Source organism: Enterococcus sp. PLH-Efm8 (genome assembly GCF_053011625.1).
Genome location: NZ_CP172568.1, coordinates 2,139,963 through 2,164,388 on the forward strand (window position 1 = coordinate 2,139,963; position 24,426 = coordinate 2,164,388).

Genomic DNA, 24,426 nt, shown 5'->3' on the forward strand with positions numbered 1-24,426 from the left:
TTCATAGTATTTTTGTCCTCCTTAGTAGTCAAACTTTTTCTCAGCTGCTTCTGTTTGATAGGCCAATGAGTTAGATGTAGCCACGCCCAGCTCCAGTGCGTTGGCTAAGCATTCTTCATCTGTCAGCATAAATGTAAGAAATTGTTGTGCCACTTGTGGATTTTTGGCATCTTTAGGGACATAAAAACTTGATCCTCCTGATACTGCACCTTTTCCTGGATTTTCTTTTGAAAAAGGAATCAGTGGAGCCATGCGCCATTTGTCAGATGCATCAGGAAAATTCAAAGACATATTCGTAGCATACCAGCCGCCAGCAACAAACATTGCAGATTCTTGAAATGCTTTCTCAGCATCTTGTGCACCGTAGAAATGTACAATATCTGAGTCGATCATTTCTTTGATTAACTTTGCAGCATGTTTCGCTTCTTTAGTATTCAGACGGATATTTCCTTCTTCATCAAGCAAAGATTGATTCTGCTGGGCTAGCATGTTGATAAACAATTCTTGGTCCCCAGATTCTGGCAAGGCAATTCCAAAACTACCAGTTTTTTCTTTTAATGCTTTTGCCACCTGGATATATTCTTCCCAAGAACTGATTTCTTCAAAATCTACACCTATTTCAGCAAATTTTTTTGGTTGATAATAACAAAGTGCTGGGGTAAAATCACTAGCCCAAGGAATAATCGTTTCATTACTCGTTTGTTGACGCAAAATATTCAATTTTTGATCATAAAACTGATCGCCATATTTGTCATAAAATCCATATTCATCAGCACTATAAAAAGCATCTTGAAATTTTTCCAGCACACCTGCTGCTGAAGTGTCTGCCATGGAGATAATATCCGGCATATCTTCGTGTGTTACCAATTTTGGGGTGATCATTTGTACTGTTGCTGTTCCCGAAGCTACATTCACAATTTTTAAGTCAATATTTGCTCCAGTTTTGCGGTTATAGATTTTTGCAGCATTTTCAACATAGTTTGTCAGTTTGCCGTTTGCGACATATACTTCTAATGTAGTGGCTTTTTTTATCATTGGATCTGCGATGTTTGCTGTTACTTCTTCGTTAGTTTTTCCACATGCACTTAAGCTGAATAATAGGGTAATGTTTAGCAAAGCTATCACCAATTTGTATCTTTTTTTCATGTCTATCCCTTCTTTCTTTTCAAGTTCTTATATAAAACGCTTTCACTTATGTATATTAACGGAATTAGTAACACAAATATTTATATAAAAAAATATTTTACTTGTCGTTTTGGCTTTTCATTTTTGTTATAATAGTCATTAATTATAAATAGAAAGCTTTTTATATAAAAAGAGAAAGGAAAGTGGTTCTTTTGTTAACAAACAACCAATCCTCCAATCTTGTCAAAAAAACACTAACCTATTCCATAGATACCCATCTTCATTTATCTGCTGCTCCCTATTTTCGACTACTAATAAATGAAAGCGCTAATTTATATGCTGAATTTGCACATAAATCTATAGAACTAGATAATCCTTCCCTTTTATTCATTGATAAACAGCAAGAAGTCCAAATCTTTTCTACTCAAAAGGAAACACAAACTTTTATCATTATCCAGTTTTATTTTGATGAGCAATTATTAGCACATATTACGGGACAATCTTTTTCTATAGATCAAGAAATAACATCTATCATTACTTTTCTGAAAAATGAACAGTTCAAAATTGATTATCTAAAACATAGTAAGCCAGCTATTTCCTATGATCAGGAAATCAATTCTTTTTTCATACTATGCCAACAGATGAGCATTCATTTGCTTTCCTTATTAGTTACTTATTGTCTGCAAAAAATTCAATTGTCTTCCTTACCAAGGCATTATCAACAGGAACTTGCTTTATTGACAATACCTTCAAATGAGAAAGTCATTCCTAAAAAAAAGCATATTCTTTATTCAGATGAATTAGTTGATCCAATCATACGATATTTAGAAGAACATCTTTCAGAAAATTTTTTGCTTGAACAATTAGCCCAAATTTTTTTTATCAGTCCAGCCAGCTTAAAAAAACATTTTAGAAAAGTGAATGGAAAAAGTGTTATTAGCTATTTTAAAGAACTAAAAATGGAAAAAGCAAAACGTCTCGTGCTAGAAAATGAATTAACCTATACAGAAATTGCAGATATATTAGGATTTCATTCGATCCATCATTTTTCTTCAGCTTTTAAAAAATATACAGGGTTATCCCCTTCAAAGTATTATCTATCCTTAAAATAGAAAAAAATTTTTAGGTTTTATCCACAAATTATTTCTCTATATTTTCTGTCTATTCAAAATAAACAATAATTTTCCGGCACAATTATTTGCTGTTTTTTACCATAACATAGTACGATCAACGTAGAAAAGGAGATGTTTTTATGAAAGTTGTTGTCATTGGCGGTGTAGCTGGCGGTCCTTCATTTGCCACTCGTTTCCGTCGATTGAATGAAGCGCACGAAATCATTATCTATGAACGCGGAGAAAATATTTCTTATGCAAGTTGTGCTTTGCCTTATTATTTAGGAGGTGTGATCACTGACCGTGACTCGCTGATCGAACGTACACCAGAAATATTGAAAACAAAAAACAACATCGATGTCTTTACTAAACACGAAGTAACAGCAATCGATCCTTCTACTAAGCGATTAACAGTTAAAGACCTATCCACAAATGAAGAAATAAAAACAGATTACGATAAGTTGATCATCTCTTCTGGTGCTAGACCAGATTATCCGGATATTCCCGGAGTTTTTGAAGCAGAAAACGGCTTTGTCCTCCGTAGTGTGACGGATGCGGATCGAATCAAATCGTTCCTTGAAGAAAAAAATCCACAACATGTCGTCATTCTTGGTGCAGGTGTTATGGGTCTGGAATTAGCTGAGAATTTCAAGCATCGCGGCTTAGACGTGACTTTAATCGATCAATTGCCACAAGTCGCTTTCCCTTATGATCCAGAAATTGCTAATTTAGTTTATGACAAATTGCTGAAAGAAGGATTAGCCGTTCATTTAGAAACAAGAGTTACTGAGATCCGTGATAAAGGTCGAGAAATAGTATTATCAGATGGCTCCGTCCTTTCTGCTGATATGCTAATTTTTGCTGTTGGTGTTTCTCCGAAGAATGAAGTGGTGAAAGCAACCGGCATACAATTATCAGATACAGGTCAGATCATTGTTGATGACCAGTTACAAACCAATCTGCCGGACATCTATGCGATTGGCGATATTATCGAAACGACTAGTGTAGTGACTGGTCAGCCGATCCAAAGTATGCTTTCCAGTGCGGCCAATCGTCAAGGACATATGCTGGCAGATATTTTAAATGGTACGCCTATGCGCTATCGCGGATATATTGGTGCAGGTGTCGCAAAAATCTTTGATCATACAGCAAGTTATGCGGGAATGACAGAACATGAATTAAAAGCATCAGGCATAACAAATTATAAAACTGTTTTTATCACTCCCTTTGACCATGCCTATTTCTATCCAGAAGCTACAAGATTAAATCTAAAGCTGATTTTTGATGCAGATAGCGGTCGTATTTTAGGTGGACAAGCATTTGGAGAAAAAGGTGTCGATAAACGGATGGGAGAACTTTCTGTAGCAATCACCGGAAACTTGACAGTCTTTGATTTGCCTGATTTGGAGTTGCCTTACTCTCCACCGTATTCTACTACCCGTGACCCGTTGAATATAGCTGGTTATGTCGCAATCAATCAAATGACGAATATCGTAGAAACGATCAAAGCAAGTGATATACCCGAAAACGATTTGAAAGAAGCGTTCTTTTTAGATATACGTGAACCTAATAAAGCACCTTCTGGCAGTATCTCGGCAACAAAAAATATTCCAATGAATGAGTTACGAGATCGAATCAATGAAATCCCAAAAGATAAAAAAGTTTACATTACTTTCAGAAGAGGATTGAATAATTATACTTCTGCCCGAATCTTGGCAGGTTTGGGTATCAAAGCGATTTTGATTGAAGAATAAAAAAACGACCGCGGTGGGTAGCCGCGGTCTAGGAGTTATTTTTACTTGAGGAGTAAAAATGAAAAAGTATATAGGGTTGTTGGTTGGTATGTATATAGAATAGAAGATAAATGTGAAGAAATTGTGCATTATTTCTTCACATTTATTAGGTTATAGTTTAAGAAAGTTTAAACATTGCGCAATTTAATTATTTTAGCTGTTTCTTTTCATAAAAAAACATGTTGTGACTCTGAGACAAATCATAGTCCATAGTGATGTCTCTAGAGTAACTACGCCTAATATTACGAGGCATCATATTAATCTATCAGCACTAGTACCTAAACTAGCATCCCTTTCGAATATTTTTTCTTATATAATAAAGTTTGCTTTCACTCCTCTAATCTCACCAAATCGACTGGCTTGCGTTGTGTGATACTAGGAACTGATTGGTTTAGAACGACTTTTCTATTGTAATCATATTTTTCGCCATCCTCGTTGTCTTCTAATCCTTCAATGAATGATCCCTAATGTGTGTATTAAATAATTTAATTTTTTTGTTCCTATTTATTTAACAACGCCGTTTGTATAATTAAGCGAGACAAATAAAAAAGCCATTTATGTTACACTCAAATTGTAATACCCGCTAAAGCATACAAGGAGAGTGAACATAAATGACTTATACCCATCTTACACCAAACGAGCTTGTAATGATAGAAGCATATTTTCATCAAGAAACTCCGGTTGCTATCGTTGCGAAGCAGCTTAAACGTGGACGCCAAACAATTTACAATGTCTATAACTTTCTCAAATGTGGTGGAACAGCACTTGAATACTTTGAACAATACAAAGAAAATAAGCGACGTTGTGGGAGAACCGAAATCATTTTTCCTGCTGAGGAAAAAGAATACATTGAAAAAAGATCAACTGAAGGTTGGACCCCAGACGTCATTATTGGCCGTGCAGAGCGAACCTTCTCTTGTTCAGTAAGTACCCTCTATCGCCGGTTTAAGACGGGAGAATTCAATGTTTTACATTTACCGATGCAAGGAAAACGAAAACCAAATGGTTATAAGGAAAAACGTGGAAAACAGGCATTCAAAAGAAATATTTCTGAACGTAAAAAAGATTATGTCGTTTTCGAAGAAGAATTTGGACATTTAGAGGGTGATACGATTGTCGGCATCCACCATAAAAGTGCCGTCATCACACTCGTTGAGCGACTTTCAAAAGCCATTATCGCCTTGAAACCAGAAGGCCGTAAGGCAGTTGATATTGAAAATTCGATTAATGAATGGCTTCAATCCGTACCCAAAAATCTTTTCAAATCAATTACCTTTGATTGTGGAAAAGAATTCTCTAATTGGAAAAGTATTAGTAATACGAATGATATTGATATTTATTTCGCAGACCCAGGAACGCCTTCCCAACGGGGATTAAATGAACATTCAAACGGACTCCTCCGAAAAGATGGACTACCAAAAGAAATGGAATTCAACCAAGTCAATCAAGGATTCATCTCATCCGTTGCGTCCAAAAGAAACCATATCCCTAGAAAATCACTAAATTACCAAACACCATTAGAAGTTTTTTTGAGTTACGTAAATGGAAAGTTTTGTCTCGCTTAATTTGACAAATAATATTGTTAAAAAAATAAAATTTTATTGGTTTTTTCTTAACCATTTTGAATTGGTTTTTGCAAACCCTTTAACTTCATATTCGTTTGTTTCTTCCATGTACGCTTCGTCCAAAACCATTGTTTGTCTTCTCAACTCGCTTAATTTCTGTCCTTCGTTGCTTGGCACAGAAAGTGTATAAGGGGTCATTAGTTCCATCAGCTGACGTTTGATTGCTTCGATCAACGCCATCTTACCTTCTTTCGTCTGAGTAGAAATCAATACATTTGGGAATAGCGTAGGCGTGAACATCGCTGGGTCGATCTGGTCTGCCTTATTGTAAACAGTCAGTATCGGCATTTCTTTCATATTCAGTTCATCCATCAATTTTAAGACAGTCTGCTCCTGTAAAATACGATCTGGAGAACTAGCATCGACTACATGTAGCAAAAGATCCATATTTTGACTTTCTTCTAATGTAGAATGGAAAGCATCGATCAGTTGCGTAGGCAGGTCTTGGATGAACCCGACGGTATCCGTTACAGCAATCTCAAATCCTTCAGCAAAACGCCATCTCTTAGTCAATGGATCTAACGTTGCAAACAATTGATCTTTCGAATAAGTATCCGCTTGTGTCAATAGATTCAAGATAGTTGACTTCCCGGCATTCGTGTAGCCAATAAGTCCAATCTGAAAAATCTCGCTATTTTTTCTTTTTTGGCGATTGCGCTCTCGATGAGCTTCTACTTCTTTCAATTCTTTCTTAACAGCAAAAATTTTATTCCGTATATGTCGGCGGTCTGTTTCTAACTTTGTTTCACCTGGCCCTCTTGTTCCGATCCCACCGCCAAGACGAGATAATGTTTTCCCTTGCCCTACTAAACGAGGCAGCAGGTATTCTAACTGAGCAAGTTCAACCTGCAGCTTCCCTTCTTTCGAACGAGCACGCATCGCAAAAATATCTAAGATAAGCTGCACGCGATCAATTACCGGAAGACCAACAGCATCGGTAATCAGTTGGCTCTGTCTCGGAGTTAGCTCATGATTAAAGATGATCAAATCCGCTTCATGCGCATCCGCTTGTTGAACTAATTCTTGTAATTTCCCTTTACCGATAATCGTTTGCCGATTCACTTGTGGTCTCTTTTGTGTAATTGTGAATACGACTTCTCCTGATGCGGTATTCGTCAGCTGAACTAGCTCTTCCATTGACTCTGAAAAGTAACGCTGGTTTGCTTCGGTTTCTACCCCTACGATGATCACTTTTTCTTCCATTTTATTCCGCCTCCAGCCATTTTTTGATTGTTTGCTCAATCTGACTTTTTTGATTTGGCTCACTTATAAGATCAAACCACTGTGCATCCAAACGGTTACGAAACCACGTCAACTGACGTTTCGCGTATCTTCTCGAATGTAGTTTGACTTGTTCTGTTGCTTCTTCCAATGTTTCTTTCCCTTCAAAATAAGGGAAAAATTCTTTATATCCAATACCTTGACTGGCCTGGACTTCTCCAAGCTCATACACCTTACGCGCTTCTGCTACTAAACCTTCTGCTAGCATCAAATCGACTCTTTGATTGATTCGTTCATAAAGAATACTACGCTTCGTATCTAATCCAATCATGAGGTAATCATACAATTGCTTTGGCTCTTCTTTAGGTGCCGTGATACTATGTCCTGTCGTCTCTAAAACTTCCAGAGCTCTTATCACTTTGCGTTGATTGTTCCAGTGGATTTTCTCAGCAGCTGCCGGGTCTTTTTCTTTCAACTGATTCCATAATGCTTGGGAACCAATTGTTTCAGCTAACGTTTCATACTTTTTTCTAATCTCAGGATTCGCTTCTTCTGTCGCTCCTAACTGATAATCATATAGAAGGGATTGGATATAGAGACCCGTACCACCAGCTATGATAGGTAGGTGCCCTCGGTTCGCAATCTCGGTAATCAATTGTCGACCTGAATGCTGAAAATCAGCGGCTGAGTAACGTTGAGTAGGTTCGATCACATCAATCAAATGATGCGGAACATTATTCATCTCTTCTTCTTTGATTTTTGCTGTACCGATATCCAGATTTTTATAGATTTGCAATGAATCACCACTGATGATCTCTCCTCCAAATAGTTGTGCGAGTTCCACACTTAGCGCTGTTTTACCGACTGCTGTCGGACCGACGATCACTAATACTTTTTCCATATTTTACCTACTTTTCGTTGATTGTTTCCACCGAAGAGCTTTCTCCGGAAAATCAGTTATTATTCCATCTATTTTGAGTTCTTGACATTTGGCCATTTCTTCTTCATCGTTAATCGTCCATGCACGAATTGCTTTTGGAAAATCAGCTGCCTGGACTGGATGTTCGAACAACCAAGTATTTTTTGGATGTACTCCTTCTATATAAGGGGTTTCTGCTGCTAGTTGGATCTTTTTATCAGAAGTACTCATCAATAAGTCCAGCTGTATCTCCGGTTCCAGTAATGCGATTTTTTCCAAAGAATCCAAATGAAAGCTGCAATATGCATGTTGAAAAGGCCAATCTCTACTTTTTAATGTTTCGGCTAATTTTTCTTCGATACCGGGATATTCATACTGATCAGTTTTAATTTCAATCATTAGCATCCCTCGGTAATTTTTTTGGAGGAGCAGTCCTAACACTTCTCTCAATTCAGGAACTTTAGCTGCTGGAAATTCTTTGCTGAATTTGCCCCCTGCATTCAATTTTTTGAGTTCTTCCAATGTTTTTTCTCGAATCAGCCCTTTACCGTTAGTCGTCCGGTCCACTTCTTCGTCGTGCATAACGATCAAATAACCATCTTTGCTTAGATGGACATCTAGTTCGATACCATCTGCACCTACTCGTACAGCTTCTGCAAATGCAGGAAGCGTATTTTCTGGGTGGGTGCCGCTGCTTCCGCGATGGGCATAGATTTGTAACATCTTTCTTCACTCCGTTCAGTTCTATTGTATCATTAAGAAAAAAAGAAAGCATTACCACGCTCTCATGTGCAACGGCAATGCTTCAAAATATCAGCTTCAAACATCATCTTTCGAGAAGAAACCAATCGGCTGGCGCGTCATAGTCTTCAACTGAGCTTTTTTTTCATTGATCATTTCAGTCAGACTATCCGTAAAATTCTCTAAAATCACGCGTCCGCCTTTATAAGCATATCCACCAATCTTCATTGTTTCATCTGGAGATAAAATCACTTTTCGATGGGAGATATTCTTAAATAGCTCGTCTAAAATATAATTTGGCAGATAAAAACTATTTTGCGCTGAAAATGATTGGAGATACGCAAAATCGTCAATCGTGATATAACAATCATCAAATGCATCAAAGCTGACATATTCTTCCATCAGCGTTGTCCGTTTTTGCAAGATCTCGTTGATCTTTTTATTTAATTGATTCAGCGTCTCGATTTCTTTGACTTTCAATTCCAATTCACGTCTACGCTGTTCTTTATTTTCCAAGTGACGCATTTGCAGTATCATGCCGATATAGACAACTACAGCACCTGTCAGCACTCCGATAAGGCCAGTAATACCAACTATCAATCTGTTGTTCCTCCTTGTTTTGTTTCTCTGCTTATCATACCATAAAGCGGGTTTATGCGACTAATTTGCCTAAGTTTTTTATTTGACCTTTTTTGACCAAAAATGTATACTACATTTTAGGTATTAGAAACTAAATTATGGTACACTATTTCTAAACGAAATCAAGGAGGAACTCTATTATGAATTTAATTCCTACAGTCATTGAACAATCTTCACGAGGTGAAAGAGCTTACGATATCTACTCACGTTTATTGAAAGACCGTATCATCATGTTAAGCGGCCAAGTAACAGATGATCTTGCTAATTCGATCATCGCCCAATTGCTTTTCTTAGACGCTCAAGATTCTGAAAAAGATATCTATCTTTATATCAATTCTCCTGGTGGTTCAGTTACAGCAGGTATGGCTATTTACGACACAATGAACTTTGTCAAAGCAGATGTCCAAACAATTGTTATGGGTATGGCTGCTTCAATGGGAAGCTTCTTGCTGACAGCTGGTACAAAAGGTAAACGATTTGCTTTACCAAATGCTGAGATCATGATCCATCAACCTCTTGGCGGCGCTCAAGGGCAAGCAACTGAAATCGAAATTGCGGCACGCCATATTTTGCAAACACGCGAACGCTTAAACAAAATTTTAGCTGAACGCACTGGACAACCGCTTGAAGTGATTGAAAAAGATACAGATCGTGACAACTATATGACAGCTGAACAAGCAAAAGCATATGGATTGATCGATGAAGTCATGGAAAACAGTTCTTCATTAAATTAATCTGTTTCAAAGGAAGCTTTTTTAAGCTCTCTTATCTAAACCAAATAAAAAAGGATGGTCAACTCAAACTGACCATCCTTTTTTATTTTATGGATGCTACTGCCTATCTTTGCTCCTTGAATTTTCCTTGCGCATGCATCCGACCTATCTCGACATAATGCTGGATGTTTTCTTTGTTTTTTTGTATTTCTTCTTTTGTCAAAGGACGGATCACTTTAGCTGGGCGACCAAAAGCCAAGACATTAGGAGGAATAACTTTTCCTTCTGTTACTAATGATCCAGCACCAATCAAACTATTCTCACCAATAACCGCATGATTCAATATCGTGGTCCCCATCCCGATCAGCGCCCCTTTTTCGATTGTACAGCCATGTAGCATGCACTGATGTCCTACCGTCACATTCTCCGCAATATCTACAGGTGCATCATGATCGACATGGATGATTGTACCATCTTGGATATTCGTTCTTTGTCCTATTTTTATCCAATTACTGTCCCCGCGTAAAACAGCTTGATACCAGATCGTCACATCTTCTGACAATGTCACATCACCAATCACTGTGGCATTTGATGCTATAAACCGTTCCATATTTATTTTTCTCCTTTCATTTTTTGTAGAAACTAATCCTATTGAATAAAGGTATCATAGCATATATTTATTTCATAAGAAAAAAAACAGGTAAAACCTGCTCAGGCCAGATGTCTATTTACAGTATCTGGTAACTGACGTTTTACCTGTTTTTATTGTACATCTATATTTTCTTCTATTACTTTTTTTAAAATTAATTCGTACACTTCTATTTGTGCTGCCAAGCGTTCGATTTGAAACTCATTTTCAAAAAAATCAGCTGAATCAAAAGGCTTCGTCTGACAGACGTGCGTTAAACGATCAACTTCTCTTTTGGCTTCAGTAATTTTTTCATTTAAAAACTGTTCCATCTCCGTGTCCTCACTTTTCTTGATAACTTTACTTTACCATTATCAAGAATAGAGAACAAAAAATAAGTTTTAAACTGTTTTATTCTTATATGACTTATTCTGCTTCCTCAGCAAATTGGCTGTTATACAGTTTTTCATAAAATCCACCTTGTGCCAATAAACTCTCATGCGTTCCTTTTTCAATGATCTGACCTTGATCCATCACTAGAATCAGATCTGCATCACGGATTGTCGATAAACGGTGAGCGATGACGAAACTTGTCCGTCCCTCCATCACGCGATCCATTGCTTTTTGAATCAACGCTTCTAAACGGGTGTCTACTGAACTTGTTGCTTCATCTAAAATCAAGATTTTAGGATCGGAGACCACTGCTCGGGCAATCGTCAGCAACTGTTTTTGTCCTAAAGACACATTGTCTCCCTCAGAATTGATGGCCATATCATATCCATCTGGCATCGTTCGGATAAAATGATCTACGTTTGCTGTTTTCGCAGCATCAACTACTTCATAATCTGTCGCATCAAGCTTTCCGAAGCGGATATTATCTGCAATCGTTCCTTGATAAAGCCATGCATCTTGCAAGACCATACCAAATAGCGAACGCACATCACTGCGACTCATTGATTTGGTGTCGATTCCATCAATCCTTATTGCTCCTTTGTCTACGTCATAAAAACGCATCAATAGATTGATCAATGTCGTCTTGCCGGCACCGGTCGGACCGACCACAGCTACGGTTTGACCAGCTTTCACTTCAAAATTCAAATCTTGGATTAATGGTTTCTTCGGATCATATGCAAAATCGACATGATCGAATGTCACATCTCCTAAAATCGTTTCTGGCAGTGAAGCATCTACTTTGTTTTCTTTTTCTTCTGGCTCATCTAAAATCTCGAATACACGTTTCGTTGCCGCTGATGCACTTTGCAAAACTGAAGACAATTGTGTCACGTTCCCCATTGGCTGACTGATTTGCCAAATATATTGGATGAATGCTTGTAGTTGACCGACAACGATCGCCCCAGTAATAACATAAAAGCTTCCTAGAACAGCCATACCAATATAAGTAGCATAGGCAGTTAATTGAACTAGAGGCATCATCAAGCCAGAAATGAATGCTGCACGAAACCCAAAGTATTTCAAGCTGTGATTAACTTTTTTGAATCCTTCCAATGTTTCTTTTTCGCGTCCATATACTTTCAATACACTAAAACCTGTCATATTTTCTTGGACGTAGCCGTTTAGCTCACCAAGAGAATTCTGCATGCTTTGAAAATATTTCTGCGAAGCATTGATCACTCGTTTTGAGATCCAGATCGATGTTGGAATCATGATCATAGAGATCAGCGCCATCATCGGCTGGATATAAAACATCATTGCTGCAGCCAACGTAATTCCCAATATCGCATTTACGATACCAATAAAAGCTTGTTGTAAAGCACCGCTGACTGCATCTACATCATTCGTCACACGAGACAAAATATTTCCTTGCTGGTTTTTATCGAAATATGAAACCGGAAGACGATTGATTTTTTCTTCTATGTCTCTTCTCAAATCATGCATGGCACTTTGAACGACATTTGTCATCAAAACACCAGAAAGTAATTGCGAAATACAATACCCTATTCCAACAACTGTGATCCAAATGAGACATTTGAATATATAAGAAAAATTGATTGATTCGCCATTGGCAATATTACGGCTGATTTCTGTAGTAGGAAGTCCTGTAACATATGGCAAAGCCACGTTGAAAGCCACTGTCAGAACTGTAAATAGGATCACTAAAAGAAAAGTCTCACGATACGGTCTGATATATCGAGCTAAACGTTTTAAGGAAGAAAAGGTTTTTTTCATGCTAATTCCTCCTTTGATAATTGAGAAGCGGCAATATCATAATAAATCGGGCATTTTTCCAACAACTCCCGATGCGTCCCCATACCGACGACTTCTCCTTCATTTAATACGATGATCTTATCTGCATGCATGATCGTTCCCACACGTTGTGCTACGATCAATACAGTAGATTCTGTCGTTTCTTTTTTCAGACGAGCACGTAACTTCGCATCCGTTTGATAATCTAATGCAGAAAAGCTGTCATCAAAAATATAGATTTCCGGACGGCGTATGATGGCTCTGGCTATTGCCAATCGTTGTTTTTGTCCACCTGAAAAATTGGAACCACCTTCTGATAAATGTTCATTAAATCCATCTGGTTTTCGAGAAATGAATTCTGAAGCTTGAGCAATCTCAGCTGCACGTTCCATTTCTTCTTGCGTAGCATCTTCTTTCCCGTATCGCAAATTATCTGCAATCGTTCCAGTAAATAGCAGCGCTTTTTGCGGAATAAACCCAATCTTATCTCGCAACTTGCTTAGCCGATAATCTCTCACGTCTACTCCATCGATCAAGATCTTTCCTTCACTCACATCATAAAAGCGAGGGATCAATTGGATCAACGTAGATTTTCCGCTACCGGTACTTCCAATAAAAGCAACGGTCTCTCCTGGAGAGGCTGTAAAACTGACATTTCGTATCACTGGCTCTTGCGAATGGCCTGGATAAGCAAATGTTACATTTTGAAATTCGATATACCCTTTAGTTTTTGTATCAGATATACCATTTGGATCTTCTACAATCGAAGGTTTGGCATCTAGGGCTTCTTGGATACGTCCAGCTGAAACAGCTGCTCTTGGATACATCATGAACACACTAGCAAATAACATGAATGAGAACAAGGCATGGAATATATACTCGATAAACGCAATCAAATCTCCTACACGAAGCTCGCCTGCATCGATTTGCACTGCCCCGCTCCAGATGATCAATACCATTACGATATTAAATAAGAAATAAAAACCCGGTTGTGCAACAGCCATCAAACGGAATAAGCTTTTTGAACTAGAAGCATAATTCTCATTGACTACAGCAAAACGTTTTTCTTCAAACTTTTCATTGACGAATGCACGAATCACACGCAATCCTGAAAGATTTTCCCGCAAGATACTGTTGATTTTATCTAAGTTTTTTTGTTGCTTTTTAGATAACGGTTCAGACACCTTAGCAATCGCTACGACTGCCAATAATAGTAAAGGTAATGCACCTACTACATACAAACTGAGTGTCACACTTGTACGCATGACCATGTACAAACTGACAATGAACATCATTGGTGCCATAAAACCGATACGTAAAATATTTTGCAGGAACAACATGATCTGATAAGCATCGTTTGTTGTACGAGTGATCAATGAAGATACGCCTAGATTTTCGTATTCCTGATGCGAATAACTTTGGATCTTTTCGAACAAATCATCTCGAATATCTGCTACGATATTAGTCGTAATCCTCGAACCAAAATAACCTAACAAGATATTCAAAATAATACCGATTACAGTAATAACGATCATAAATATCCCTTGTTGCTTCACATAATCAAAATCATCATTGCGGATTCCTACATCGATCATACGTGCTAAAATCGTAGGAAGTCCTAATTCAATCAAAATAAAACCAAATACGCATATGAAATTGAAAAACAAGAATTTCTTATAACGCATGGTATAATGCCACATTAGTTTCACTTTCTCATCTCCTTTTAATCTTTTGTTACATTTTCATTACTAAAAATGATAGCACAACGAGCCTATTAATAGAACACTTCTCTCATAAAAAAGTCATTATGATTATAGCGGGATGATAAACATTGATTTTTTCTTTCAATCTAGTTGATTTCTATACTTATTTGCTGTTTTATGCTAGAATAACAATTAATTGTTGTATATTTTTTATACAGAAGGTACGGTTGAAAAAATATCCGAACAGATAAGCAAAAACGAGGCTTGTCTCTTTGACTCGAATCCAGTATTCTAGTCAAAGCATATGAAAAACCAGGTGGCTTGTCCCCTCGTTTTGTGTTGTCTAAAAAAATCAACTAGCTAAATCACTGCTTTACGCAGATAAAGGAGACAAAACAATGATCTATAAAGTTTATTATCAAGAAACAAAAGTACGCAACCCTAAACGGGAAGAAACAAAATCTCTTTACATTGAGGCAAAAAGCGATGTAGACGCTCGCCAACGTGTGGAAGAAAATACCCCATACAATATTGAATTCGTTCAACTTCTAGAAGGAAGTCATCTAGAGTACGAAAAAGAAAATGCTGATTTCTCATTAGTGGAGTTTTAATATGAAACTTTCCATCAAAAATAACGAGACAGGCGTCTTTGCTATTGGTGGATTAGGTGAAATCGGGAAAAATACGTATGGGGTACAATTCCAAGATGAAATCATTTTGATTGATGCCGGGATCAAATTCCCGGAAGACGATTTACTTGGAATTGACTATGTCATTCCCGACTACAGCTACATCATACAAAACTTACACAAAGTAAAAGCCTTGGTGATTACTCACGGGCACGAAGACCACATCGGCGGAATACCCTACTTGCTGAAACAAGCAAATATTCCTATCTATGCTGGTCCTCTCGCATTAGCGTTGATCACAAACAAATTAGATGAGCATGGCTTGCTTCGAGATGCAGAGCTCCATGAGATCAATGAAGATACGATCATCCGTTTTAGAAAGACTTCTGTCAGCTTTTTCAGAACGACCCATAGTATCCCAGATGCATTAGGGATCGTGGTGAAAACACCTTCTGGAAATATCGTAGCGACTGGAGACTTCAAATTCGATTTCACTCCTGTTGGCGAACCAGCAAACTTGCATAAAATGGCTCGTATCGGGGAAGAAGGAGTCTTGTGCCTTTTATCTGATAGTACAAATGCTGAGATTCCAACATTTACTAAATCAGAAAAAACGATTGGGCATTCTATTTTGAAGATCTTTTCAAAAATCGAAGGACGTATCATTTTTGCCAGCTTTGCTTCTAACATCTTCCGTTTGCAGCAAGCAGCAGATGCCGCTGTGGCAACTGGTCGTAAAATCGCTGTTTTCGGACGAAGCATGGAAAATGCCATCGTCAACGGTCAACGTTTAGGATATATCAAAGTTCCAGACGGCACATTTGTAGATGCACACGAAATCAATCGCTTGCCTGCCAATGAAACGATGATCCTATGTACAGGTTCTCAAGGAGAAGCGATGGCCGCGTTGAGCCGCATCGCGAATGGTACTCACCGTCAAATCCAAATCCAGCCAGACGATACAGTGATCTTTTCAAGTTCACCTATTCCTGGTAATACAACAAGTGTCAATCATTTGATCAATTTGCTGTCTGAAGCTGGTGCAGAAGTGATTCACGGAAAAATCAATAACATCCATACTTCCGGTCACGGTGGACAAGAAGAACAAAAATTAATGCTTCGTTTGATGAAGCCAAAATATTTTATTCCTGTCCACGGAGAATTCCGCATGTTGAAAGTACATGCTTCTCTAGCACAAGATGTAGGTGTTCCTGCAGAAAACTGCTTCATCATGGAAAATGGCGATGTTTTAGCGTTAACTAGCGATTCTGCGCGTCCTGCTGGGCATTTTGTGGCTGGAGATGTGTATATCGATGGTAGCGGGATCGGTGATATTGGTAATGTCGTTTTACGTGACCGTCACCTGCTTTCAGAAGAAGGTCTTGTATTAGCTGTCGCGACAGTGGATATCAAGAAAAAAGAAATCTTGGCTGGTCCAGATATTCTCTCTCGTGGATTTGTCTACATGCGAGAATCAGGAGAAATGATCAATGAAGCTCAGCGAATCTTATTCCACGCTTTAAGAGAATGTTTGAATGGACCTGACTGTTCAGAATATAAATTGAAAGAAGCGATGACTGGCGCGCTTCAGCCTTTCTTATTCGAACGTACAGAAAGACATCCAATGATTTTGCCAATGGTAATGACACCAGATGAAGAATAAATAAGAGGTTATGAAATCAGCACCTTGTCCTGAATATAAGAGAAAACAAATGAAAAACATGAGAAGCCATTTTTGTTTGTTCTTATTCCTTGATACAAGGTGGCTCTTTCATAGCCTCTTAAATTTATTTACTTTTTCATACAAAAAAATACCTGCCACAAGAGAAATTGTCTCTTGTGGCAGGTATTTTTGTTACTCGCTTTGTTCTCTCGTAAAAATTGATGTCTACCATCAATTTGATTTACAGATAAAATTAAGCTTTTACAACGTTTGCAGCTTGTGGGCCGCGGTCTGATTCTTCAACGTCGAAAGTCACTGCTTGACCTTCTTCTAATGTTTTGAATCCGTCACCTTGGATAGCTGAGAAGTGAACGAATACGTCGCTTCCATCTTCACGTGAGATAAATCCAAATCCTTTTTCAGCGTTGAACCATTTTACTGTTCCGTTTTCCATAATAATATCCTCCTCGTGCCAAAAGCACTAATTTAAATTGTAACATTGCTCGTGTACGATAGAGGTGCAACAGATGTTTCAACTTCTATTCCCAAACAAAATTACAATATAATTGTACACTTGCTTCATTTTTTTTGCAAGAAAGCAACTTACTTCTCTTCCATCATTCCTTCTTCTCTCAAACTAAAATATCGTTTGCGTCCGATGATCAAGTGGTCCAGTACAGTGATCCCCATCATTTCTCCACACTTTTGTATCCTTTTGGTAAAATTCATATCCTGCTGCGATGGAATAACATTACCAGAAGGATGATTATGCGCTAAAACGATCCTTGCTGCACAATAACGTACAGCATAATGGAAAATTTCTCTAGGATGAGCGACTGACTGATTCAGCGAACCGATGAACACTGTTTTTTTTAAGATCACTTGATTCTTCGTGTCCAAATAAATACAAACCAAATGTTCTTGTTTGTGATCTTTCATTTCCAGAATCAATTGCTGGGCCAATTCGTAGCTGGTACGAACCGGTGGAGCCGCTCTTTCATGATCCGTCTGAATTCGTCGACCTAATTCGATCAAGGCTTTGATTTCGATTGCTTTCACGCGTCCTATCCCTCGAATCTCTTCTAACTCATGCAAAGTAGCCTGTCGTAAAGAGGCCAGTCCTCCAAACGTTTTTAACAGATTTCCAGCAATCGACATCACACTATAAGGGTGTTGACCGGTACGCAGTAAGATTGCCAAAAGCTCCTGATCCGATAAAGCTTCCGCGCCATAAATTTCCATACGTTCCCTTGGTAAAGAGCTAGTAGGTACTTCTTTGATCAATCGTTTTCCCAAAAAAACATCTCCTTTCTATCTTATCTAAAATAAGATACGAAAAGAGATGGATTTTTATTTTAACAATGCAGGGATTTCATGTAAAGAAGAAACAACCCCAGCTGTTTTTTTGATCAATTCTTGGGATGGTGGAAGCAGATCTGGTACCATGACTACCGGGATCTCAGCCGCAGAAGCTGCTAAAATACCATTTTGTGAATCTTCTAAAATCAATGTTTCTTTCTTCGCTGTACCTAGCTTCTGATTAGCTAACAAGAAAATTTCTGGGTCTGGTTTTGCTCGTTGAACATTTTCTGCAGAAACAATCGTCTCAAATCGTTCAAACAGATTGTTCTTCTTCAATAAAAGTTCAATGACTGCTCGTTGGTTACTGGAAGCGACAACTTTGGGAATCTGATGTTCTTCTAAAAAAGAGAGGAGTTCCAACACACCGGGCTTCATTTGTACCGCTCCTTGCGAAAAACGTTCAAGCGTTTCCTGGTATGAATCATCTATGAATCTTTGTACACTTGTTTTGCCAAATTCCGAGAAAATCATATGATAATTCGCCCATACTTCTTCATCTGAAACACCTAAGAATTTTAAATACAGGTCTTTATCATAAGGAAAACCCATCTTGTCTGCTACTACTTGTGTGGCTTCGTAATACACTAACTCTGTGTCGAACAGCAAACCATCCATGTCAAAAATCACTGCATTATACTTCATGATCTCCTCCTAATTGTATTAATAAATGGCGAACTTCTGAAATGAAATAAAGTGAACCGGTCACAACTAATACGTCTTCATTTGTCATCTTTTCCAATATATCTGCTAATCCGAATTGCCACAATGAAACGATTGATACTCTCTCACTTGCTAAATCTGATACTTCACTTAATTCGATGGCTTTTGGATGTTCAAAGGTCGTCAAATAAATATGGACATTTGGTACTTGCTGCAATCGTTCTAGCATTTCTCTAACATTTTTAGTTCGTAAGGCGGAAAACAAAATGTTGATTTGATATCCTTTGAATTCTTTTTTCAAATTCTCAACAAGCCGGTTCATTGCATGCGTATTATGGGCACCATCTAAAACAACTAATGGCTCGTTACTCAAACGCTCCATTCTTCCTGGCCATCGAGATTTCTTCAATCCCTTCAAAACATCTTTTTCTCGGAAAGGCAGCTTTTCCAATTGACAGTAAACAAAATACAATTCGATGGCTACTCCTGCATTTTCAGCTTGATGTTGCCCTAAAAGCGGAGTGGTTAATTGAGGGATCTTTCCTATTTCATTAAAAAATTCAAATACTTCTCCCCACATCTCATCAGGATGCAGATAGTTTATTTTATAATTTTCCCCGTATACATAAAGCGGTGCATTTTTTGCTTTAGCTGTTTGTTGGATGACAGTAAAAGCTTCTGGGGCAATATTTCCTGTTACTACTGGAACGCCTTGTTTGATGATTCCAGCTTTTTGTGCAGCGATTTCTTCAATTGTATCTCCAAGTATTTCGGTATGATCAAGTCCAATCGTTGTTATTCCCGTCAGCATTGGTACAGCTACATTGGTAGAATCCAATAAGCCGCCTAAGCCAACTTCGATAATCGCTACGTCCACTTTCTTCATCAAAAAATAATCAAATGCCATTGCTGTTAATGTCTCGAATTCAGTAATACCAGCTACTGCTTCAAATTGATCAAGTTGTTTGATCAGTGGCTGATATTTTTTTACAAGCTGGATCAAATCATTGTCTGGAATGCTTTTGCCATTGATTGCGATCCGTTCATTGAACGTTTCGATATAAGGTGAAGTAAATGTACCTACTGTCAGCCCAGCCTCTTCTAATAGGCTTCTCAAATAAGCTACAGTAGAACCTTTTCCGTTTGTTCCAGCGATATGGATCGTTTTTACTTTTCTCTCTGGATGCCCTACCACTTCTAATAAAGCTTCGACTCGGTCAAGGCCAGGACGTGAACCAAATGGTAATCGACTATGGATCCATTCTATTGCTTCTTCAATCGTCATCAACAATTCCCCCATTTCTCTTTTATTATAACAAATAGAACACATAAGAAAAATAAAAGTATGACAAAGAGAAAAGAAACAGAGAGAGGAACGATTTTATCAACTACTTTATTGACTCTTGATACATGATCCACCTCCCTCCTTCTCCTACATAATAAGAGTAGACTAAAAAAGAGATGCGACAAAATTTATGTCACATCTCCTTATGAATCGAAGCTAAGAGTGAGGCTCAAACTCTTTCCTGTAACGATGTTCAATCAGCTAGCTTTTAGTAATAGCTAGCTGATTTCACACTCTCTTTTTCTATTCTTATTGAATAGTACGCAAACTTTCGATTCGTTCTTTGACAGCCGTTTGCTTCTCTAAATAATCTTTTTCTTTTGCACGCTCTGCCTCTACTACTTCTTCCGGCGCGTTAGAAACAAAACGTTCATTAGAAAGTTTTCCTTGGACACGTTTTACTTCGCTTGTCCACTTTTCCAGTTCTTTTTCTAATCGTTTGATTTCTTCTTCAATATTGATCAATCCTGCTAACGGCAAGAAGATTTCTGCACCTGTCAGAACAGCTGACATCGCTAGATCTGGCGCAGTGATCTCACTTGATATCGTCAACTCTTCGGGATTACAGAAGCGTTCGATATAGCTTGTATTTTCAACTAAAAATTGATCGATTTTAGCATCGTTTGTTTTAATTAGCAACGTAATTGGTTTAGACAATGGTGTATTCACTTCTGAACGAATATTTCGAACGGCTCGAATCAATTCTTTCAATACTTCCATCCCTTTAGAAGCTGTTTCATCATCAAACTCTGGACGTACAACAGGATATTCTGCCACTACTAGAGAATTTCCCTGATGAGGAATATGTTCCCATATTTCTTCTGTAACGAATGGCATGATTGGATGCAATAAACGTAGGATCTGATCAAGTGTATGGACTAAGATGCTACGGGTGGTTTGTTTTGAAACAGCATCATCTCCATAAAGTACTTCTTTACTCATTTCGATGTACCAGTCACAAAAATCATCCCAGATAAAGTTATACAGTTGTCGACCTGCTTCACCAAATTCAAAACGATCAAATAGCTCAGTTACTCGTTCGATCGTTTCATTCAAACGAGTAAGGATCCACCGGTCAGCCACTGATTTTTCTCCAGATAAATCGATCTCTTCTACGGTCATTCCTTCGATATTCATGATAACGAAACGTGAAGCATTCCAGATTTTGTTGATAAAGTTCCAAGAAGCATCCATTTTTTCATAGCTGAAGCGGACATCTTGTCCTGGTGCAGAACCATTCGATAAGAACCAGCGGAGAGCATCTGCTCCATACTTTTCGATTACTTCCATCGGATCGATTCCATTACCTAATGATTTACTCATCTTCCGCCCTTGTTCGTCACGAATCAATCCATGAATCAAGACATTCTCAAATGGACGTTCGCCAGTAAATTCCAAGCTTTGGAAAATCATTCTGCTTACCCAGAAGAAAATGATGTCATAACCGGTTACTAAAGTGCTAGTAGGGAAGTATCGCTTATAATCTTCGCTTTCCGTATCTGGCCAGCCCATTGTTGAGAAAGGCCACAAAGCTGAACTAAACCAAGTGTCTAAAACATCAGGATCTTGTACCCAGTTTTCACTATCCGCTGGTGCTTCCATCCCTACATACATTTCACCTGTTTCTTTGTGATACCATGCAGGAATTTGATGTCCCCACCATAATTGTCGTGAGATTACCCAATCATGGACATTTTCCATCCAACGTAAAAACGTTTGATTGAATCTTGGAGGGAAGAATTCCACTGCTTGATCTGTTTCTTGGTTATCAATGGCTTTTTTCGCTAACGGCGCCATTTTTACAAACCATTGAGTAGACAGCCGAGGTTCAACAACGACACCTGTCCGCTCGGAATGACCCACACTGTGGATCATCGTATCGATTTTAATCAATCGACCGATTTCTTTCAGATCTTGCACGATTGCTTTACGAGCAGCAAAACGTTCCATTCCAGCATATTTTCCTGCTAGTTCATTCATCGTACCATCATCATCCATAACATTTACGCGTGGAAGATCATGACGATTACCTACCTCAAAGTCGTTTGGATCATGTGCTGGAGTGATTTTTACTACACCTGTCCCGAATTCCATATCTACATATTCATCTGCAATGATTGGGATTTGTTTATTGACTAAAGGTAGAATCACTTTTTTGCCGATGAGCGCTTGATAACGCTCGTCTTCTGGATGAACAGCAATCGCCGTATCTCCCAACATCGTTTCTGGACGGGTTGTCGCAATTTCTACTACGCCTGATCCATCTGCTAGTTCATAGCTCATATGATAAAAGGCGCCTTCGATATCTTTATGAATAACTTCGATATCAGATAGAGCTGTTCGTGCTTGAGGATCCCAGTTGATGATATATTCACCACGATAAATCAAACCTTTTTCGTATAAGGTAACAAAAACTTTACGTACTGCTTCAGATAATCCATCATCTAATGTAAAACGTTCCCTACTGTAATCTAAAGATAAGCCCATTTTAGCCCACTGTTCGCGGATGTGGCTCGCATACTCTTCTTTCCATTCCCACACTTGATCGATGAACTTTTCACGACCTAGATCATAACGAGAAATCCCTTGCTCTCTAAGCTTCGCTTCTACTTTTGCTTGTGTCGCGATTCCTGCATGGTCCATACCAGGCAGCCATAAAGTATCATATCCTTGCATTCTCTTTTGACGAATCAGCATATCTTGCAAGGTCGTATCCCAAGCATGCCCTAAATGAAGTTTTCCAGTAACATTTGGGGGCGGGATTACGATTGAATAAGGTTTTGCTTTTTTATCTCCGCTCGGTTTAAACAAATCTTGTTCTAACCAATGCTGATAACGTCCAGCTTCAACTTCTTGCGGATTATATTTTGTTGATAGGTTATTTTCTTCCGTCATGCTGTTTTCCTCCTTTAAACTAAAAAACGTCCTAAAATACTTTCGTATTCTAGGACGTATGATTTACGCGGTACCACCTAAATTGCAATAATCAATCATTATTGCCTCTCAAGTGAGTTAACGATCACGACTCGTCTATCTCTACTCCATTCAAGACAGAAACTCCCAAGCTACCTTCACTGGTTGTCATTGAGAACCTTTCAGCAGATAGTTCTCTCTCTAAGAATGAATGTGCCAGTTACTCCTCTTGTTCAGCGTTATGCTTCATTCTACAATGGTTTTTTTTTTTAGTCAACAAGTGGTCGTGAAAAAACCACTTCATTTAGTACTAAAAAATTTTTGAAAGAATTACGACGAGTTCTCGCAAGATCAATAAGCCTACTCAAATTTTCCTAAGAAAAAACTTCTGAGTAATTCTCATCAAAGTAAATAAGCGTCTGCAACTCGGTTGTCAAATCAATGTATTGAACATTGACATAAGCTGGGACAGTTACTCTGTCAGGCGCAAAATTAAGTATAGCGGTTACATTTCCTTTGACAATTTCATCAATAGCAGATTGTGAATATTTACTTGGTACCGTAGAGATTGCTACTGTCACATTTTTTGCTTTGGCTATCTCCGCGAAACGATCAATCGGATAGATCATTTCTCCATCAATTACTCGATTGATCAGTGCTGGATCATTATCAAAGACGCACACGATATTTAGATTTTCATTTCTTCTAAAATTGTTGTGTTTCAATGCTTTGCCAAGATTTCCATATCCTACTAATGCGATTCGTTTTTCTTCTTTAGTATTAAGGATATTATTGAATACATCGATAAGAAAAGGGACATCATAGCCATATCCGCTTCTGCCTAGCTCGCCTAATTGCGAGAAGTCTCTGCGGATCGTTGCAGAAGGAATTTGGGTGATTTCGCTGAACTCATTTGATTTGATTCTACTTATACCTGAGTCATCCAGCATCTTCAAGTAGCGTAAATATAAAGGTAATCTTTTCGCAGTTGCTTTTGGCAGTGTATCTGTTTTTTCTCGCATAACGACGCTCCTTGTTAATAATTTCACATATTTAGTGTAACATGTTTCTAACACGGGAGCAAGGTTACAAGTAGGAAGGAAAAGGGTGTGAGACAAATAAAACGGTGTTCAAAAGCTTGCATCTGCGGTAATAAGCTCAACCAAACGTAAAATATGAGGAACTATTTTTGTTTGGCTGTTCTTATTACTTGATGCAGGGCAGCTTTTTCGCAACCTCTGATACACGGTGTTCCAGAAGTAACTTCTTCGAAAAATAAGCCGAAATTTCACAAAAATTTGAAAAGCAATTTTCGTAAATTCCTTCTTATTTCTTGAAGCTGCCCACTTCTGTCACAACCTCGCTATTTCATGGGAAATTCTCTTTTTTATATCATTTATCAACTGTAGCTTGATCTCTAAATAAAATTT

At 38.2% G+C, this 24,426-nt stretch carries 21 protein-coding genes and 1 other annotated feature; of the genes, 6 read left to right on the forward strand and 15 right to left on the reverse strand.

What is annotated here, in order from left to right:
- Positions 1 to 21 precede the first annotated feature (21 nt).
- Positions 22 to 1,146 carry an ABC transporter substrate-binding protein gene (locus ACIFUW_RS10610; protein WP_002287757.1) on the reverse strand — a complete coding sequence of 375 codons (1,125 nt, stop codon included), beginning with the start codon at positions 1,144 to 1,146 and terminating at the stop codon, positions 22 to 24.
- 182 nt (positions 1,147 to 1,328) lie between these two features.
- Between ACIFUW_RS10610 and ACIFUW_RS10615 the strand changes: the two genes are divergently transcribed.
- From ACIFUW_RS10615 to ACIFUW_RS10625, 3 genes are all read left to right on the forward strand, one after another.
- Positions 1,329 to 2,237, forward strand: a complete 909-nt coding sequence (locus tag ACIFUW_RS10615; RefSeq protein WP_002296511.1) for a helix-turn-helix transcriptional regulator — start codon at positions 1,329 to 1,331, stop codon at positions 2,235 to 2,237.
- 140 nt (positions 2,238 to 2,377) lie between these two features.
- Entirely contained in the window at positions 2,378 to 3,991 is a 1,614-nt protein-coding gene (locus ACIFUW_RS10620) for an FAD-dependent oxidoreductase (RefSeq protein ID WP_125276328.1), read from the forward strand.
- A 650-nt stretch (positions 3,992 to 4,641) separates the two neighbouring features.
- Entirely contained in the window at positions 4,642 to 5,595 is a 954-nt protein-coding gene (locus ACIFUW_RS10625; protein ID WP_000222572.1) for an IS30 family transposase, read from the forward strand.
- Between the two features lie 33 nt (positions 5,596 to 5,628).
- Here ACIFUW_RS10625 and hflX read toward each other — a convergent pair whose 3' ends face one another.
- The 4 genes from hflX to ACIFUW_RS10645 form a co-directional block, all read right to left on the reverse strand.
- A complete protein-coding gene (hflX, locus tag ACIFUW_RS10630) occupies positions 5,629 to 6,858 on the reverse strand; it encodes a GTPase HflX (RefSeq protein ID WP_169040324.1) in 1,230 nt (409 codons plus the stop codon).
- Between the two features lies 1 nt (position 6,859).
- Positions 6,860 to 7,777, reverse strand: a complete 918-nt coding sequence (gene miaA, locus ACIFUW_RS10635; RefSeq protein WP_002289405.1) for a tRNA (adenosine(37)-N6)-dimethylallyltransferase MiaA — start codon at positions 7,775 to 7,777, stop codon at positions 6,860 to 6,862.
- A 3-nt stretch (positions 7,778 to 7,780) separates the two neighbouring features.
- Positions 7,781 to 8,518: a glycerophosphodiester phosphodiesterase gene (locus ACIFUW_RS10640; protein WP_002289404.1), complete on the reverse strand. Its 738-nt coding sequence runs from the start codon at positions 8,516 to 8,518 to the stop codon at positions 7,781 to 7,783.
- A 96-nt stretch (positions 8,519 to 8,614) separates the two neighbouring features.
- Positions 8,615 to 9,136, reverse strand: coding sequence for a hypothetical protein (locus ACIFUW_RS10645; protein ID WP_125276326.1), 522 nt, complete (start codon positions 9,134 to 9,136; stop codon positions 8,615 to 8,617).
- A gap of 179 nt (positions 9,137 to 9,315) precedes the next feature.
- Here ACIFUW_RS10645 and clpP point away from each other — a divergent pair, with 179 nt between their 5' ends.
- Complete coding sequence (clpP, locus tag ACIFUW_RS10650) at positions 9,316 to 9,909, forward strand: ATP-dependent Clp endopeptidase proteolytic subunit ClpP (RefSeq protein WP_002289402.1); 594 nt, start codon at positions 9,316 to 9,318, stop codon at positions 9,907 to 9,909.
- A 103-nt stretch (positions 9,910 to 10,012) separates the two neighbouring features.
- Here clpP and ACIFUW_RS10655 read toward each other — a convergent pair whose 3' ends face one another.
- From ACIFUW_RS10655 to efrA, 4 genes are all read right to left on the reverse strand, one after another.
- Positions 10,013 to 10,498: a gamma carbonic anhydrase family protein gene (locus tag ACIFUW_RS10655; RefSeq protein WP_002289401.1), complete on the reverse strand. Its 486-nt coding sequence runs from the start codon at positions 10,496 to 10,498 to the stop codon at positions 10,013 to 10,015.
- A 152-nt stretch (positions 10,499 to 10,650) separates the two neighbouring features.
- Positions 10,651 to 10,848 carry a hypothetical protein gene (locus tag ACIFUW_RS10660; protein ID WP_002296291.1) on the reverse strand — a complete coding sequence of 66 codons (198 nt, stop codon included), beginning with the start codon at positions 10,846 to 10,848 and terminating at the stop codon, positions 10,651 to 10,653.
- Between the two features lie 94 nt (positions 10,849 to 10,942).
- Positions 10,943 to 12,703, reverse strand: coding sequence for a multidrug efflux ABC transporter subunit EfrB (gene efrB / locus ACIFUW_RS10665; protein ID WP_002289400.1), 1,761 nt, complete (start codon positions 12,701 to 12,703; stop codon positions 10,943 to 10,945).
- The gene (gene efrA, locus ACIFUW_RS10670; RefSeq protein ID WP_002296290.1) at positions 12,700 to 14,430 is read right to left on the reverse strand and encodes a multidrug efflux ABC transporter subunit EfrA; all 1,731 of its coding nucleotides are present in this window, start codon (positions 14,428 to 14,430) and stop codon (positions 12,700 to 12,702) included. The genes efrB and efrA overlap by 4 nt, the downstream gene beginning before the upstream one ends.
- A gap of 392 nt (positions 14,431 to 14,822) precedes the next feature.
- Here efrA and ACIFUW_RS10675 point away from each other — a divergent pair, with 392 nt between their 5' ends.
- The gene (locus tag ACIFUW_RS10675) at positions 14,823 to 15,035 is read left to right on the forward strand and encodes a DNA-directed RNA polymerase subunit epsilon (RefSeq protein ID WP_002287947.1); all 213 of its coding nucleotides are present in this window, start codon (positions 14,823 to 14,825) and stop codon (positions 15,033 to 15,035) included.
- A gap of 1 nt (position 15,036) precedes the next feature.
- Positions 15,037 to 16,716 (forward strand): ribonuclease J1, encoded by a 1,680-nt coding sequence (rnjA, locus tag ACIFUW_RS10680; RefSeq protein ID WP_002287948.1) that lies wholly within the window; start codon positions 15,037 to 15,039, stop codon positions 16,714 to 16,716.
- Between the two features lie 253 nt (positions 16,717 to 16,969).
- Here rnjA and ACIFUW_RS10685 read toward each other — a convergent pair whose 3' ends face one another.
- The 6 genes from ACIFUW_RS10685 to ACIFUW_RS10710 all read right to left on the reverse strand — a co-directional run bounded on the left by ACIFUW_RS10685 (position 16,970) and on the right by ACIFUW_RS10710 (position 24,018).
- A complete protein-coding gene (locus ACIFUW_RS10685) occupies positions 16,970 to 17,170 on the reverse strand; it encodes a cold-shock protein (RefSeq protein WP_002294067.1) in 201 nt (66 codons plus the stop codon).
- Between the two features lie 149 nt (positions 17,171 to 17,319).
- The gene (radC, locus tag ACIFUW_RS10690; RefSeq protein ID WP_002294069.1) at positions 17,320 to 18,012 is read right to left on the reverse strand and encodes a RadC family protein; all 693 of its coding nucleotides are present in this window, start codon (positions 18,010 to 18,012) and stop codon (positions 17,320 to 17,322) included.
- A gap of 54 nt (positions 18,013 to 18,066) precedes the next feature.
- A complete protein-coding gene (locus tag ACIFUW_RS10695) occupies positions 18,067 to 18,720 on the reverse strand; it encodes an HAD family hydrolase (protein WP_002287951.1) in 654 nt (217 codons plus the stop codon).
- Complete coding sequence (locus ACIFUW_RS10700; RefSeq protein ID WP_002294071.1) at positions 18,710 to 20,023, reverse strand: bifunctional folylpolyglutamate synthase/dihydrofolate synthase; 1,314 nt, start codon at positions 20,021 to 20,023, stop codon at positions 18,710 to 18,712. Before ACIFUW_RS10700 ends, ACIFUW_RS10695 begins: the two co-directional genes overlap by 11 nt.
- A gap of 309 nt (positions 20,024 to 20,332) precedes the next feature.
- Entirely contained in the window at positions 20,333 to 22,978 is a 2,646-nt protein-coding gene (locus ACIFUW_RS10705) for a valine--tRNA ligase (protein WP_002287953.1), read from the reverse strand.
- A 47-nt stretch (positions 22,979 to 23,025) separates the two neighbouring features.
- Positions 23,026 to 23,242, reverse strand: a binding site (T-box leader).
- Between the two features lie 128 nt (positions 23,243 to 23,370).
- Positions 23,371 to 24,018: a redox-sensing transcriptional repressor Rex gene (locus ACIFUW_RS10710; RefSeq protein WP_002287954.1), complete on the reverse strand. Its 648-nt coding sequence runs from the start codon at positions 24,016 to 24,018 to the stop codon at positions 23,371 to 23,373.
- Positions 24,019 to 24,426 lie beyond the last annotated feature (408 nt).

What these genes read in the sequence shown, in the direction of transcription:
- rnjA (WP_002287948.1), top strand. Translation starts at nt 15,037, where the DNA reads ATGAAACTTTCCATCAAAAATAACGAGACAGGCGTCTTTGCTATTGGT.
- ACIFUW_RS10675 (WP_002287947.1), top strand. Translation starts at nt 14,823, where the DNA reads ATGATCTATAAAGTTTATTATCAAGAAACAAAAGTACGCAACCCTAAA.
- ACIFUW_RS10685 (WP_002294067.1), bottom strand. Translation starts at nt 17,170, where the DNA reads ATGGAAAACGGAACAGTAAAATGGTTCAACGCTGAAAAAGGATTTGGA.
- ACIFUW_RS10640 (WP_002289404.1), bottom strand. Translation starts at nt 8,518, where the DNA reads ATGTTACAAATCTATGCCCATCGCGGAAGCAGCGGCACCCACCCAGAA.
- ACIFUW_RS10610 (WP_002287757.1), bottom strand. Translation starts at nt 1,146, where the DNA reads ATGAAAAAAAGATACAAATTGGTGATAGCTTTGCTAAACATTACCCTA.
- ACIFUW_RS10625 (WP_000222572.1), top strand. Translation starts at nt 4,642, where the DNA reads ATGACTTATACCCATCTTACACCAAACGAGCTTGTAATGATAGAAGCA.
- ACIFUW_RS10710 (WP_002287954.1), bottom strand. Translation starts at nt 24,018, where the DNA reads ATGCGAGAAAAAACAGATACACTGCCAAAAGCAACTGCGAAAAGATTA.
- efrB (WP_002289400.1), bottom strand. Translation starts at nt 12,703, where the DNA reads ATGAAAAAAACCTTTTCTTCCTTAAAACGTTTAGCTCGATATATCAGA.
- ACIFUW_RS10700 (WP_002294071.1), bottom strand. Translation starts at nt 20,023, where the DNA reads ATGACGATTGAAGAAGCAATAGAATGGATCCATAGTCGATTACCATTT.
- ACIFUW_RS10655 (WP_002289401.1), bottom strand. Translation starts at nt 10,498, where the DNA reads ATGGAACGGTTTATAGCATCAAATGCCACAGTGATTGGTGATGTGACA.
- ACIFUW_RS10660 (WP_002296291.1), bottom strand. Translation starts at nt 10,848, where the DNA reads ATGGAACAGTTTTTAAATGAAAAAATTACTGAAGCCAAAAGAGAAGTT.
- ACIFUW_RS10695 (WP_002287951.1), bottom strand. Translation starts at nt 18,720, where the DNA reads ATGAAGTATAATGCAGTGATTTTTGACATGGATGGTTTGCTGTTCGAC.
- hflX (WP_169040324.1), bottom strand. Translation starts at nt 6,858, where the DNA reads ATGGAAGAAAAAGTGATCATCGTAGGGGTAGAAACCGAAGCAAACCAG.
- miaA (WP_002289405.1), bottom strand. Translation starts at nt 7,777, where the DNA reads ATGGAAAAAGTATTAGTGATCGTCGGTCCGACAGCAGTCGGTAAAACA.
- ACIFUW_RS10705 (WP_002287953.1), bottom strand. Translation starts at nt 22,978, where the DNA reads ATGACGGAAGAAAATAACCTATCAACAAAATATAATCCGCAAGAAGTT.
- ACIFUW_RS10620 (WP_125276328.1), top strand. Translation starts at nt 2,378, where the DNA reads ATGAAAGTTGTTGTCATTGGCGGTGTAGCTGGCGGTCCTTCATTTGCC.
- clpP (WP_002289402.1), top strand. Translation starts at nt 9,316, where the DNA reads ATGAATTTAATTCCTACAGTCATTGAACAATCTTCACGAGGTGAAAGA.